The 13,690-nt window shown below is 71.8% G+C and carries 17 protein-coding genes; 16 read left to right on the forward strand and 1 reads right to left on the reverse strand.

Annotated features, from left to right (window positions below):
* Positions 1-20: 20 nt before the first annotated feature.
* Positions 21-698 carry a methyltransferase type 11 gene (locus OG435_RS31875; RefSeq protein ID WP_266881345.1) on the reverse strand — a complete coding sequence of 226 codons (678 nt, stop codon included), beginning with the start codon at positions 696-698 and terminating at the stop codon, positions 21-23.
* Positions 699-840: 142 nt separating this feature from the next.
* On the opposite strand from OG435_RS31875, the gene proS reads away from it, so the two are divergent.
* The 16 genes from proS (at position 841) to dprA (ending at position 13,628) form a co-directional block, all read left to right on the forward strand.
* A complete protein-coding gene (gene proS, locus OG435_RS31880; protein WP_266881346.1) occupies positions 841-2,253 on the forward strand; it encodes a proline--tRNA ligase in 1,413 nt (470 codons plus the stop codon).
* A 202-nt stretch (positions 2,254-2,455) separates the two neighbouring features.
* A complete protein-coding gene (locus OG435_RS31885) occupies positions 2,456-3,052 on the forward strand; it encodes a hypothetical protein (RefSeq protein WP_266881347.1) in 597 nt (198 codons plus the stop codon).
* Between the two features lie 191 nt (positions 3,053-3,243).
* Positions 3,244-3,687, forward strand: a complete 444-nt coding sequence (gene rpsP, locus OG435_RS31890; RefSeq protein ID WP_243337676.1) for a 30S ribosomal protein S16 — start codon at positions 3,244-3,246, stop codon at positions 3,685-3,687.
* 2 nt (positions 3,688-3,689) lie between these two features.
* On the forward strand, positions 3,690-3,929 hold the full coding sequence (locus OG435_RS31895) for an RNA-binding protein (RefSeq protein ID WP_030011889.1): 240 nt from the start codon (positions 3,690-3,692) through the stop codon (positions 3,927-3,929).
* Between the two features lie 80 nt (positions 3,930-4,009).
* Positions 4,010-4,621 carry a ribosome maturation factor RimM gene (gene rimM / locus OG435_RS31900; protein ID WP_266881348.1) on the forward strand — a complete coding sequence of 204 codons (612 nt, stop codon included), beginning with the start codon at positions 4,010-4,012 and terminating at the stop codon, positions 4,619-4,621.
* A complete protein-coding gene (gene trmD, locus OG435_RS31905) occupies positions 4,621-5,442 on the forward strand; it encodes a tRNA (guanosine(37)-N1)-methyltransferase TrmD (RefSeq protein WP_266881349.1) in 822 nt (273 codons plus the stop codon). The genes rimM and trmD overlap by 1 nt, the downstream gene beginning before the upstream one ends.
* 134 nt (positions 5,443-5,576) lie before the next feature.
* Positions 5,577-5,927, forward strand: coding sequence for a 50S ribosomal protein L19 (rplS, locus tag OG435_RS31910; protein ID WP_243337670.1), 351 nt, complete (start codon positions 5,577-5,579; stop codon positions 5,925-5,927).
* A 44-nt stretch (positions 5,928-5,971) separates the two neighbouring features.
* The gene (lepB, locus tag OG435_RS31915; RefSeq protein ID WP_266881350.1) at positions 5,972-6,748 is read left to right on the forward strand and encodes a signal peptidase I; all 777 of its coding nucleotides are present in this window, start codon (positions 5,972-5,974) and stop codon (positions 6,746-6,748) included.
* Positions 6,741-7,619 (forward strand): signal peptidase I, encoded by an 879-nt coding sequence (lepB, locus tag OG435_RS31920; protein WP_430625730.1) that lies wholly within the window; start codon positions 6,741-6,743, stop codon positions 7,617-7,619. Before lepB (OG435_RS31915) ends, lepB (OG435_RS31920) begins: the two co-directional genes overlap by 8 nt.
* 104 nt (positions 7,620-7,723) lie before the next feature.
* Complete coding sequence (gene lepB, locus OG435_RS31925; protein WP_266881351.1) at positions 7,724-8,647, forward strand: signal peptidase I; 924 nt, start codon at positions 7,724-7,726, stop codon at positions 8,645-8,647.
* 44 nt (positions 8,648-8,691) lie between these two features.
* Complete coding sequence (gene lepB / locus OG435_RS31930; RefSeq protein WP_266881352.1) at positions 8,692-9,468, forward strand: signal peptidase I; 777 nt, start codon at positions 8,692-8,694, stop codon at positions 9,466-9,468.
* Entirely contained in the window at positions 9,458-9,979 is a 522-nt protein-coding gene (locus tag OG435_RS31935; RefSeq protein ID WP_266881353.1) for an NUDIX hydrolase, read from the forward strand. The genes lepB (OG435_RS31930) and OG435_RS31935 overlap by 11 nt, the downstream gene beginning before the upstream one ends.
* A 55-nt stretch (positions 9,980-10,034) precedes the next feature.
* Positions 10,035-10,343 carry a DUF2469 domain-containing protein gene (locus OG435_RS31940; protein ID WP_005311352.1) on the forward strand — a complete coding sequence of 103 codons (309 nt, stop codon included), beginning with the start codon at positions 10,035-10,037 and terminating at the stop codon, positions 10,341-10,343.
* 104 nt (positions 10,344-10,447) lie between these two features.
* Entirely contained in the window at positions 10,448-10,819 is a 372-nt protein-coding gene (locus OG435_RS31945; RefSeq protein ID WP_243337661.1) for a YraN family protein, read from the forward strand.
* Positions 10,819-12,441, forward strand: a complete 1,623-nt coding sequence (locus tag OG435_RS31950; protein WP_266881354.1) for a YifB family Mg chelatase-like AAA ATPase — start codon at positions 10,819-10,821, stop codon at positions 12,439-12,441. The genes OG435_RS31945 and OG435_RS31950 overlap by 1 nt, the downstream gene beginning before the upstream one ends.
* On the forward strand, positions 12,438-13,628 hold the full coding sequence (gene dprA / locus OG435_RS31955; RefSeq protein WP_266881355.1) for a DNA-processing protein DprA: 1,191 nt from the start codon (positions 12,438-12,440) through the stop codon (positions 13,626-13,628). Before OG435_RS31950 ends, dprA begins: the two co-directional genes overlap by 4 nt.
* Positions 13,629-13,690 lie beyond the last annotated feature (62 nt).

A 13,690-nucleotide genomic window follows, 5' to 3' on the forward strand; every position in this document is an offset into this window, starting at 1 on the left:
GGTCCCGCCGGTGCGGGCGGTCAGGCCGTACGGGCGATGACGTACCGGAAGATGTTCGGCAGCCAGACGGCCCCGTCACCCCGTTCGTACGGGTGAAGCGCCTCCGCCAGTTCCTTCTCGACCTGCACCGGGTCGGAGCACTCGTAGAGCCCGGTCGACAGCAGCCCGCGCACGGCGCTGTCCACGTCGGCGTACCCGAAGGGGCAGAACACCCGGCCCGACCCGTCCGGCACCAGCCCGGCCGCGGCCGCCATGGCGTCCAGGTCCCGCGGGGCCGGCCCGCCGCCCAGGACGGAGGGCACCGTGCACCGCTCCGCCGGACCCCAGTCGGCCAGCACCACCGCGGCCCCGGGCCGGCGCAGCGCCGGCAGGGCCGCGGCCAGGGCGCCCGGGGAGGGCGAGAAGGCCAGCAGGACGTCGTAGGGCACCGCGGGCGCCGGAGGGGCCGCGAGCACCTCCAGGAGGCGTTCCCGGGCCAGCGTGCGGCGTGCCGGATCCGCCTCCACACCCGTGGCCAGGGCTCCCCGGCCCGAGGCCAGCAGAAGGGCCAGCCCGGCCCCGCAGTCGAGGCCGAGCAGCCGGTCGCCCGGCCCGACCTCCAGCCGGTCGTAGACCGCCTCGTACAGCGGTACCAGCATCCGTTCCTGGATCTCCGCCCAGTCCCGCGCGACAAGCGTCGCCGTCGGCGTCGGTGTCATCGAAAGAGCGCTCCTGATTCCGTTTCGCCCCCATGCCCCCGCTGCCAGAGAACTCCCGATTCGCCCCCGCGTCCAGAGGAGCGCGCCACCCGATTCACACCCGATTCACGTTCGGCACTCCGGGCGCCGTACCATTCGCGCCATGGCAAAGGCACCCGTTCTCACCCCCCAGGCGGAGGATTTCCCCCGCTGGTACCAGGATCTGATCAACAAGGCCGAGCTGGCCGACAACGGTCCGGTACGCGGCACCATGGTCATCCGACCGTACGGCTACGGGCTGTGGGAGCGGATGCAGCAGGAGATGGACGCGCGCATCAAGGACGCGGGCGCCCAGAACGCGTACTTCCCGCTGTTCATCCCGCAGTCGTACCTGACGAGGGAAGCGGAGCACGTCGAGGGCTTCGCCCCCGAGCTCGCGGTCGTCACGCACGGCGGCGGCAAGGAGCTCGACGAGCCCGTCGTGGTCCGTCCCACCTCCGAGACGATCATCAACGACTACTTCTCCAAGTGGGTCCAGAGCTACCGCGACCTGCCCCTGCTGATCAACCAGTGGGCGAACGTGGTCCGCTGGGAGATGCGCCCGCGCGTGTTCCTCCGTACGAGCGAGTTCCTCTGGCAGGAGGGCCACACGGCCCACGTCACGTACGAGGACGCCCGCGACTACGCCGCCCGCATCCACACGGACGTGTACGGCGACTTCATGACCAACGTGCTCGGCATCGACGTCGTGCTCGGCCGCAAGACCGCCAAGGAGCGCTTCGCCGGCGCCATCAACACCCTCACCCTCGAGGGCATGATGGGCGACGGCAAGGCCCTGCAGCTCGGCACCAGCCACGAGCTCGGCACCAACTTCGCCAAGGCCTTCAACACGCAGTACCTGTCGAAGGAAGGCAAGCAGGAGCTCGTCTGGCAGACCTCGTGGGGCGTCTCCACCCGCATGGTCGGCGGCCTGATCATGTCGCACGGCGACGACAACGGCCTGCGGGTCCCGCCGCGCCTCGCGCACGTCCAGGTCGTCGTCATGGCGATCAAGGGCGACGAGGCCGTTACCAAGGTCCGCGAGCTGGGCGCCCAGCTCAAGGCCGCGGGCCTGCGGGTGTTCGTCGACGACCGCGTCGACACCCCCTTCGGCCGCCGCGCCGTGGACTGGGAGCTCAAGGGCGTACCGGTCCGCGTCGAGATCGGTCCCCGCGACCTGGAGGCCGGCACCGCGATGCTGGCCCGCCGGATCCCGGGCGGCAAGGAGGCCGTGCAGATCTCCGACCTCGCCGCCCTGCTGCCCAAGGTGCTCGAGGAGGACCAGGAGCAGCTGCTGCGCGAGTCCCGCGAGCGCCGCATCTCCCGCACCTCCGACGTCTCGACCATCGAGGAGGCCGCCGAGGCCGCCATCGCCGGTGGCTGGGCGCGGATCCCGTGGGCCGACCTCGGACCCGAGGGCGAGGCGAAGCTCGCCGAGCAGGCCGTCTCCGTGCGCTGCCTGATCGCCGAGGACGGGTCGGTGCCGCAGGCGGACGACGCCCCCGGTAACCTCGCGATCGTCGCGCGCTCGTACTAGCCGGTCCGGCTGAGGGCTCTCACGCCCCGGCGCGCGGCATCCGCCGCGCGCCGGGGTGTAGTCGTCCTTACGTACCGACTCATCCTGAGATATGCGCACCCGTCCTCGTCGGGACGCATGAGACTGAACTGACTGGTACGTGCAAAAAATTTGGAATGGCCCGGAATCGGAACACCGGGGCACCCCGGCTCGTTGTCACGACGTGAGCACGACACCACCTGTTCTCGCCGCAGAGCTGGCGCAGGCGTGGGCCGATATTCAGCGGTACCACCCCGAGCTGCCTGACCTTGCCGCGCCCGAGTCCCTGATCGGAGAGTCCTCGTCCGCCTGCGGCGCCGAACTCTCCTTCGAGCGACTGCTGCACGAGGCAGTCCACGGCATCGCCGCAGCCCGCGGAGTGCGTGACACTTCGCGGGCCGGCCGCTACCACAACCGCAGGTTCCTCGCGATCGCCGAGGAGATGGGGCTGGACCACACCGAGGAGCCACACGCGAGCAGCGGCTTCTCCCTGGTCTCGCTCAATCCCGAGGCGAAGAAGCGCTACCGCCCCACCATGGAACGGCTCCAGCGCGCACTGAAGGCCCATACGGTCGCCACGGCCACCGACACCAAGCGCAGCTTCCGCGGTCCGGCCGCCCGGCACGGGTCCTCCGGCGGCGGCGTTCGCGTCAAGGCGGTCTGCGACTGCGGGCGCAACGTGCGCGTAGTCCCGTCCGTGCTGGCGCAGGCCCCGATCGTGTGCGGAGGCTGCATGAAGCCCTTCCGCATCCCGGACGTGGCCATCGCGGTGGCCTCCTGACCCGACGGGTGGGCTTCGCGACCTCCCGGCCGAGCGGGCGGCGGGCGTGTGGCACAATGGACAGCTGTACTCGACAGTCGCATAGGACCCCTCTCTCCTCCGGCTGACGCGTCCATCGGGCACCCGAGTACCGCAACCCCACGTGGCATCTCATGTGCCCAACCACGTCAAGTTCAGGAGACACCACTCCAGTGGCAGTCAAGATCAAGCTCAAGCGCCTCGGCAAGATTCGCCAGCCGCACTACCGCATCGTCGTCGCCGACGCCCGTACCCGTCGGGACGGTCGCGCGATCGAAGAGATCGGTATCTACCACCCGACGTACAACCCGTCGCGCATCGAGGTCAACGCCGAGCGTGCGCAGTACTGGCTGTCGGTCGGCGCCCAGCCCACCGAGGCTGTGCTCGCCATCCTGAAGCTCACCGGTGACTGGCAGGCGCACAAGGGCCTCCCGGCCCCCGCGCCGCTGCTGCAGCCGGCGACGAAGGAGAACAAGCGTCGCTCCTTCGACGAGTTCGCCAAGGCCCTCGAGGGCATCGGCGAGGGCAAGGGCGAAGCCATCACCCAGAAGGCGAAGAAGGCCGACAAGAAGGCGGACGAGGCTGAGGCCGAGACCGCCGAGTCGACCGAGGCCTGAGCATGCTCGAGGAGGCTCTTGAGCACCTCGTGAAGGGCATCGTGGACAACCCCGACGAAGTGCAGGTCGCCTCGCGCAACCTGCGCCGCGGGCAGGTGCTGGAGGTTCGGGTCCACCCCGACGACCTCGGCAAGGTGATCGGCCGCAACGGCCGCACCGCACGTGCTCTGCGTACCGTCGTGGGCGCCATCGGCGGCCGGGGGATCCGCGTCGACCTCGTCGACGTGGACCAGGTCCGCTGAGCAGTTGAATCACCGGCACGGGCCGGGGAGGGCATACGTGCCCGCCCCGGCCCGTCGTCGTCTGAACAGGAGAAAATGCAGTGGAGCTGGTAGTCGCGCGGATCGGCCGCGCCCACGGGATCAAGGGTGAGGTCACCGTCGAGGTGCGGACCGACGAGCCGGAGCTGCGGCTCGGGCCGGGCGCCGTGCTCCGGACCGACCCGGCGTCGGCGGGACCGCTGACGGTCGAGACGGGCCGGGTGCACAGCGGCAGGCTGATGCTGCGCTTCGCCGGGGTCAAGGACCGCACCGGGGCCGAGGCACTGCGCAACACCCTGCTGATCGCCGACGTGGACCCGGCGGAGCTGCCGGCCGAGGACGACGAGTACTACGACCACCAGCTGATGGACCTTGACGTCGTCCTGGAGGACGGCACCGTGATCGGCCGGATCACCGAGATCTCCCACCTGCCCTCGCAGGACCTGTTCATCGTCGAGCGGCCGGACGGCACCGAGGTGATGATCCCCTTCGTCGAGGAGATCGTCGCCGAGATCGACCTCGAGGAGCAGCGCTGCGTCATCACCCCGCCGCCCGGGCTCATCGACGAGCGCGAGGCGATCGTCGTCTCCACCCGGGACGGGGACTCCGACGGTGACACCGACGAGGACTCCGACGGGGACGCGGCCGAGGGCGTGAACGGGGAAGACGCCTGATGCGTCTCGACGTCGTCACGATCTTCCCGGAGTACCTCGAACCGCTCAACGTCTCCCTCGTCGGCAAGGCGCGGGCGCGCGGCCAGCTCGACGTGCACGTCCACGACCTGCGGGACTGGACCTACGACCGGCACAACACGGTGGACGACACCCCGTACGGCGGCGGTCCCGGCATGGTCATGAAGACCGAGCCGTGGGGCGAGGCCCTGGACGCGGCGCTGGCCGACGGCTACGAGGCGGGCGCGCACGGCCCCGTCATCGTCGTCCCCACCCCCAGCGGCCGGCCGTTCACCCAGGAACTGGCCGTCGAGCTCTCCGAACGCCCCTGGCTGATCTTCACCCCGGCACGGTACGAGGGCATCGACCGCCGCGTCATGGACGAGTACGCCACCCGCCTCCCGGTCTACGAGGTGTCCATCGGCGACTACGTCCTGGCCGGCGGCGAGGCGGCCGTCCTGGTCGTCACCGAGGCCGTGGCCCGGCTGCTGCCCGGGGTGCTCGGCAACGCGGAATCGCACCGCGACGACTCCTTCGCACCCGGGGACATGGCCAACCTGCTGGAGGGGCCCGTCTACACCAAGCCCCCGGAGTGGCGCGGGCACGGCATCCCGGACGTGCTGGTCAGCGGCCACCACGGCAAGATCGCCCGGTGGCGCCGCGACGAGGCCTTCCGCCGCACGGCGGCCAACCGCCCGGATCTGATCGAGCGCTGCGAGGCCGCCGCCTTCGACAAGAAGGACCGCGAGCTGCTGAGCATCCTCGGCTGGAAGCCGTCCCCCGACGGCCGATTTTGGCGCAGGCCCCAGCCCGTGGAAGAATAGGCGGCTGCTGTGTGCTCGCGTACGCCCCTGCCACAGGGGGACCGTCGTCCGCCGAGTCCCGCGGCTCCCGAATTCTCTCCGGAAACCCCGCATCGGCGACCTGTGGCGTCATGCGAAGAAAGCAGACGAATCTCATGTCTCACCTGCTCGATGGCGTCAACGCCGCCACCCTGCGCTCGGACCTCCCGGCCTTCCGCCCGGGTGACACCGTCAACGTGCACGTCCGCGTGATCGAGGGCAACCGCTCCCGTATCCAGCAGTTCAAGGGTGTCGTCATCCGCCGCCAGGGCTCGGGCGTCTCCGAGACCTTCACGGTCCGCAAGGTCTCCTTCAGCGTCGGCGTGGAGCGCACCTTCCCGGTCCACTCCCCGATCTTCGAGAAGATCGAGCTCGTCACCCGCGGTGACGTGCGTCGCGCCAAGCTGTACTTCCTCCGTGAGCTCCGCGGCAAGGCCGCGAAGATCAAGGAGAAGCGCGACCGCTGATCTGCTCCCGGGGTTCAGGGGAAGGCCGGATAGGCTCGCCCCCGATGGACACCGAAGCACCTCACACGCAGCGCGGCCACTCTTCCCCCGGCGAGGGGGAGGGGCGGTCGCGTTTCGTGCTTTCCGGGACTGGTCCCGCCCCGGACGCCTATGCGGACGAGGCCCCGGACCCCGGCACGGCGGGCGGGCTGACCTGGCGGCGTGCCGGGCTGGTCGGTCTGGCCTGCACCCTCTTCCTGCTGCTGTTCAGCAATTTCGTGCTCCAGCCCTTCCTGATCCCCAGCCACTCGATGGAGCCCACGCTCGTCGTCGGGGACCGGGTCCTGGTCAACAAGCTGGCGTACCGATTCGGCGGCCGGCCGGAGCGCGGGGACGTCGTGGTCTTCGACGGCACGGGTTCCTTCGTGCAGGAGGGCCCGGGCGGGAGCCCGATCGGCGACGTCCTGCACGGGGCGGCCTCCGCGCTCGGCCTGGCCGAGCCCTCGGACACCGATTTCGTGAAGCGGGTCGTGGGCGTCGGCGGCGACGACGTGGTGTGCGACGAGCACGGCCGGATCGAGGTCAACGGGGTCCCGCTGGACGAGCCGTACCTCTTTCCCGGCGACTCCGGATCGAAAGTGCCGTTCCGTGTCGTCGTGCCCCTTGGGAGCCTGTGGGTGATGGGTGATCATCGTTCCCAATCCCGGGACTCCCGGGACCACCTCGGGGAGCCGGGCGGGGGGATGGTGCCGGTGGAGAAGGTGATCGGGCGGGCCGACTGGATCGGCTGGCCGGTGTCGCGCTGGGGTGGCACGGGTTCCTCGGGTGGTGGCCGTGGGTAGCCGCGGGCGCCCGAGAAGCGACCGGTACGAGGGCGGCGAGGACGCCGACCCGGATCCCAAGCCCGAGCCGGAGCCGGCCGCCGGACCCGCGGAGCCCGGCGGACGGGCCGAACGGCGGCGCCTCGCCCGCCGGGTCCGGCGCAGGCGGCGCACCCGGCGGGTGGGGGAGCTGCCCCTGCTCGTGGTGGTCGCGCTGTGCATCGCCCTGATCCTCAAGACCTTCCTCGTACAGGCCTTCTTCATCCCGTCGGGCTCCATGGAGCAGACGATCCGGATCGGCGACCGGGTCCTGGTGGACAAGCTCACCCCGTGGTTCGGCTCCGAGGTCGAGCGCGGGGACGTGGTCGTGTTCAAGGACCCGGGAGGCTGGCTCGGCGCCGACGGCGTCCGGCCGGCCGAGGACTCGGTGGGCATCAAGCAGATCAAGCAGGCCCTCACCTTCATCGGCCTGCTGCCCTCGGCGAACGAACAGGACCTGATCAAGCGGGTCATCGGAGTCGGCGGGGACACCGTGAAGTGCTGCGACGCCCGGGGCCGGGTCAGCGTCAACGGATCGCCGCTCGACGAGCCGTACGTGAACCCGGGCAACGCGCCCTCGGAGATCCGCTTCGAGGTGCAGGTGCCCGCCGGACGGATCTTCGTCATGGGCGACCACCGGGCGAATTCCGCCGACTCCCGCTACCACCTCGACGAGGCCTTCCACGGCACGATCGACGAGAAGGACGTGGTCGGTCAGGCCGTGGTGATCGCCTGGCCCGTGGGGCACTGGCACCGGCTGGAACAGCCCGCCACCTTCCGCATGGTTCCCGACCAGGCGCGCGGCGGCCGCCGCGCGCCCCGTAGGCGCCGGGGCGGCTCCTCGTTCGCATAGTGTGTCCTTGGTCTCCCGCGCCTTAGGGAACTCCCGCTCGTTAGGGGAGGGGAGGGCCCGTGCCTCATCAGGGCCGGGCGTCGATTTCCGAACGAGGAGTGGATGTGGGGGACGTGGCGGTTGGTGCACGGTCCGGACGCGACGAGGGCGGCGAGGAGCCGAAAGACTTCTCCAGGTCCGATGCCGTCGAGAACGACGGCGACGCGAAGGACGGCGCCGCGGCACGCCCGCACCGTTCGTTCTGGAAGGAGCTGCCGCTCCTGGTCGGAATCGCCCTGCTGCTCGCCCTCCTGATCAAGACCTTCCTGGTGCAGGCGTTCTCGATCCCCTCCGACTCGATGCAGAACACCCTGCAGCGCGGCGACCGGGTCCTCGTGGACAAGCTGACGCCGTGGTTCGGATCGGAGCCCGAGCGCGGTGAGGTCGTGGTCTTCCACGACCCGGCGAACTGGCTGAGCGGGGAGCCCACCCCGGACCCCAACATCGCTCAGAAGGCCCTGAGCTGGATCGGCCTCATGCCTTCCGCCGAGGAGAAGGACCTGATCAAGCGGACGATCGCCATCGGCGGTGACACGGTCGAGTGCAAGAAGGGCGGACCGGTCGTCGTCAACGGCAAGGAGCTCGACGAGCCGTACATCTACCCGGGCAACACCCCGTGCGACGACTTCCCCTTCGGCCCGCTCACCGTGCCCAAGGGCAAGATCTGGGTGATGGGCGACCACCGGCAGAACTCGCAGGACTCCCGCTACCACCAGCAGGACTCCACCCATGGCTTCGTGCCCGTCAGTGATGTCGTCGGACGTGCCGTGGTGGTCGCCTGGCCGGTCACCCGCTGGTCGACCCTGCCGGTTCCGGACACCTTCGACCAGCCGGGCATCGGCACGCAGACCAAGGCCACCGCGCTCGGCCTGGGCGCCGCCGGACTGGCGCCGGTCGGGCTCGGCCCGGCCGCCCTCGGGTTCGCCGGCGCGGTGCCGGTCGCTCTGTGGCGCAGGCGGAGGCTGACCGCAGGGCCTACCGGCAGGTAGGGTGCCGCCCAGGTCGACGATCTCCGAGTGTGGGGGCGCTTGCAATGGGCGGAACACGAGCAATACGAGCAGGTGACGGCGATGGCCGCGGTGCTCTCGGCAGCATCCTGTCGGGAGTCGCCGTGGCCATCGGCTTTGCGCTCTTCCTCGGAGGGTTCGTGTGGGGAGCCGTCGTGTACCAGCCGTACACGGTGCCGACCGACTCGATGGTGCCGACGGTGCGGCCCGGGGACCGGGTGCTGGCCCAGCGCATCGGCGGCGGCGAGGTGCACCGCGGGGACGTGGTGATCTTCAAGGACGAGCTGTGGAGCGATTCGCCCATGGTCAAGCGGGTCGTCGGCATCGGCGGGGACACGGTCAAGTGCTGCGGCGCCGGCGGCAGGATCACGGTGAACGGCAAGGAGCTCGACGAGCCGTACATCGAGCAGGAGAAGCTCGACCTGCCGGGCGCCCCGGATGGGTCCGCCTCCAGGACGCCCTTCGAGGTGACGGTGCCGGAGGGCAACCTCTTCCTGCTCGGTGACTGGCGCGGGGCCTCCCTGGACTCCCGGGCCCACCTGCAGGACGCCGCCCAGGGGACGGTCCCCCGCTCGGCGGTGAAGGCCCGTGTCGACGCCCTCGCGTGGCCCTCCCAGTCGATGCTGGAGCGGCCCGTGGCCTACGCCGCCCTGCCCGGAGGGACCTCGACGGCGGGGCCGCTGCTGCTCCAGGTGGCCGCGGTGGTGGCCGGAGCCGCGCTGGTGGTGCTCGGAGCGGCGTACGGGCCGGTCGTACGGGTTCTCGGGCGCGGCCGGAGGCGGGAGCGGGCCGGTGTCCGCTGACGCGACGGCGGGGCCGGGTCCGGGGGCGGGCGCCCCGCGCAAGGTGGCGCGGGTGATCCTGCTGGACCCCGAGGACCGGATCCTGCTGATGCACGGCTTCGAGCCGGGAGATCCGGCGGACGACTGGTGGTTCACGCCGGGCGGCGGCCTGGAAGGGGACGAGACCCGGGAACAGGCCGCGCTGCGCGAGCTCGCGGAGGAGACCGGGATCACCGACGTGGAGCTGGGCCCGGTGCTGTGGCACCGCTACTGCTCGTTCCCCTTCGACGGGCGCCGCTGGGAGCAGGACGAGTGGTACTTCCTGGCCCGTACCAGCCAGACGGCGACGGTGCTGGGCGGCCTCACCGCGCTGGAGCGCCGCAGCGTCTCGGGCACCAGGTGGTGGACCTCCGAGGAACTTCTTGCGGCCCATGAGACGGTGTACCCGACCAGACTCGCAGAGCTGCTCCGCACGCTGCTCGACGACGGTCCCCCGGGTGCGCCCGTGAACCTGGCCCCGGAAATCGTTTAGGGGCGCACGGGCCTGGCGCACAATAGGGGGACGCACGGCTGAAGGGGAACATGCCATGAGTGCCGAGGACCTCGAGAAGTACGAGACCGAGATGGAGCTCAAGCTCTATCGCGAGTACCGCGACGTCGTCGGGCTGTTCAAGTATGTGATCGAGACCGAACGCCGTTTCTACCTCACCAACGACTACGAGATGCAGGTGCACTCGGTGCAGGGGGAGGTCTTTTTCGAGGTCTCGATGGCCGACGCGTGGGTCTGGGACATGTACAGGCCGGCTCGCTTCGTCAAGCAGGTGAGGGTGCTGACCTTCAAGGACGTGAACATCGAGGAGCTCAACAAGAGCGACCTCGAGCTTCCGGGCAGCTGATTCCCTCTCCGGGGTGATGCGGTTGTCCACATCGCCCCGGCTGTCCACCAAGATCCACCAGGTGGGCGGGGACGCGGGATCGTCGGTGCCGGAGGTGGTGCCGGATGAACGCGAAGGGCGTGGCACAGCAGGCATTGGGGCGGTACGGCGAGGACCTCGCGACGCGGCGGCTCACCGAGGCCGGGATGACCGTGATCGCGCGGAACTGGCGGTGTCGCGGCGGGGAGATCGACATCGTCGCCCGCGACGGGGACGCCCTCGTCGTGTGCGAGGTGAAGACCCGGCGGGCGGGGGAGTTCGAGCATCCCATGGCCGCGCTGCGGCCTGCCAAGGCCGAGCGCCTGCGCAGGCTCGCCGGTCGCTGGCTGGCCGACCACGGGGGACCACCCCCGGGCGGGGTGCGCATCGACCTCGTCGGGGTCCTCCTGCCGCGGCGCGGCGGACCCGTGGTGGAGCACGTCAGGGGGGCGGCCTGATGGGGTTCGCACGAGCCTGCTCGGTGGCCCTCGTGGGCGTCGACGGCGTGGTGGTCGAGGTGCAGGCCGACCTGGAGCCCGGGGTCGCCACCTTCGCCCTGGTGGGGCTGCCCGACAAGACCCTCGTCGAGAGCCGGGACCGGGTCAGGGCGGCCGTCGTGAACTCGGGCGCCGCCTGGCCGCAGAAGAAACTCACCGTCGGCCTCAGCCCGGCGTCGGTCCCCAAAGGGGGCGCCGGCTTCGACTTGGCTGTCGCGGCCGCCGTCCTGGGCGCCGCCGAAGTGGTCGACCCGAAGGTGATCGCCGATCTCGTCCTCATCGGGGAGCTGGGGCTCGACGGCCGGGTGCGGCCCGTCCGCGGGATCCTGCCGGCGGTGCTCGCCGCCGCCGAGGCCGGATACCGGCAGGTCGTGGTCCCCCAGCAGTGTGCCGCCGAGGCCATGCTCGTCCCCGACGTCTCGGTGCTCGGGGTCCGCAGCCTGCGGCAACTGATCGCTGTGCTCACCGACGGGGAGGTCCCCGAGGAGGATCCGCCGGATCCGCCCGGGCGGCCGGACCCGATGCTCGCCGGGCTGGTCGTCCCCGGAGCCGGACTCGGCACGGGGGTGGCCCGCGACGGCGACGGGCGGGACTTCCCCGATCTCGCGGACGTCGCCGGACAGCACGCGGCACGCCGGGCCCTGGAGGTGGCGGCCGCCGGGGGCCACCACCTCTTCCTCAGCGGACCGCCGGGCGCCGGCAAGACGATGCTGGCCGAGCGGATCCCCTGGATCCTGCCCCCGCTCACCCGACAGGACTCACTGGAGGTCACGGCCGTCCACTCGGTCGCGGGAATCCTGCCCCCGGGTGAACCACTCGTCGCCCGGCCCCCTTACTGCGCCCCGCACCACTCGGCGACCATGCAGTCGCTCGTCGGCGGAGGGGCCGGTGTGGCCAGGCCCGGAGCGGTGTCCCTGGCCCATCGAGGGGTGCTCTTCCTCGACGAAGCCGCGGAGTTCAGCACCAAGGCCCTGGACGCCCTGAGGCAGCCCCTCGAAGCGGGACACGTGGTCATCGCCCGCGCCGCCGGGGTGGTACGCCTGCCGGCCCGGTTCCTGATGGTGCTGGCCGCCAACCCCTGTCCCTGCGGGCGGCACACCCTGCACGGGACCGGATGCGACTGCCCGGCCTCGGTGGTCCGGCGCTACCAGGCCCGGCTGTCGGGGCCGCTGCTGGACCGGGTGGACCTGCGCGTGGAGGTCGAGCCGGTCACCCGCTCCGATCTGCTGGGGCGCGGTGGCCGCGGCGAAGCCACGATGGTGGTCGCCGCCCGGGTACGGGAGGCCCGCGACCGGGCCGCGGCGCGGCTCGACGGCACGCCCTGGCGGCTCAACGCGGAGGTCCCGGGTCATGAGCTGCGGACGCGCTGGCCGGCCGAGGCGGGAGCACTGGCCCAGGCCGAACGGGACCTGGAGCGCGGCCTGCTGACCGCGCGGGGGCTGGACCGGGTGCTCCGGGTCGCCTGGACGGTGGCCGACCTGAGGAGCCGGGACCGCCCCGACGCCCTGGACGTGGCGGTCGCCCTCGAACTGCGCACCGGGATCGCCCGCGGAGCCTCGGCGCACCTGGACGCCGCCTCATGACCGCGGCGGAGCCGGCCCCGGTCCCCGGCCGGGAACCGGAGGCGGAGGCGGAGTTCGCGGGCGAGGTGCTCGCGCGGGCCGCGCTCACCCGGGTCCTGGAACCAGGGGAGGAGCACGGCGGGCGCTGGCTGCGGGCGTTCGGGGCCGTCGGGCTGATACGGCTGCTGACCGGGCCCGAACCGGAGCCCGGGGTGTTGGCCGGGGTCGGCGGCGACCGGCTCGCCGGATACCGCCGCCGGGCCGCGGCGGCCGATCCCCGGCGGGACCTGGCGGCCGCCGCCGACGCCGGGGGGCGGTTCGTCTGCCCGGGGTCGGCGGAGTGGCCGAGCCAGCTGGACGACCTCGGCGACGCCCGGCCCGTCGGGCTGTGGGTGCGGGGCGGGCCGAGCCTGCGGGCCTGGGCGCTGCGCTCCGTGGCGGTGGTCGGAGCCCGGGCGTGCACCCCGTATGGGGCACACATGGCCCAGAGCCTGGCCGGTGAACTGGCCGAGCACGGCTGGGTGGTCGTCTCGGGCGCCGCCTACGGGATCGACGGCGCCGCCCACCGCGGCGCCCTCGCCGCCGGCGGGGCCACGGTCGCCGTGCTGGCCTGCGGGGTGGACGTGTCCTATCCGCGCGGGCACGCCGGCCTGCTCGGCCGGATCGCCGCCCAGGGGCTGCTCCTCGGAGAGCTGCCGCCCGGCAGCCATCCCACGCCGAGCCGTTTCGTCCTGCGCAACCGCGTCATCGCGGCCCTGACCCGGGGCACCCTCGTCGTGGAGGCGGCCCACCGCAGCGGATCCCTGGTCACCGCCCGGCGGGCCCAGGCGCTCGGGAGGATCACCATGGGCATCCCCGGCCCGGCCACCAGTGGACTCTCGGCCGGTGTGCACGAACTGCTGCGCGGCGAGGCCTCGCTGGTCACGGACGCGGCGGAGGTCATCGAGCTGGTCGGCGGGATGGGGGAGCTGGCCCCCGAGCGGCGGGGCCCCGTGGTCGCCCGGGACCTGCTGGGCCCCGACGCGGTCCGGGTCCTCGAGGCCCTCCCGGCGGGTCGCCTCGCCGACCTGGAGGAAGTGGCCCTGGCGGCGGGCACCGGCACCGATGAAGTCATCGGCAGACTGTACGAACTTCACTCTCTGGGGTTCGTCGAACGGCAGGGCGACGGCTGGCAGTTGACCTCGAAGCGGCCGAGAGGAGGCGCATAAAGCGGAGTCACCCGGCGAGGCGGTCGTTGACCTGGGGCGTTCCGGTGAAAGAGTGAAGCCGA

The sequence above is a fragment of the Streptomyces sp. NBC_01264 genome (genome assembly GCF_026340675.1).
GTDB lineage: Bacteria > Actinomycetota > Actinomycetes > Streptomycetales > Streptomycetaceae > Streptomyces.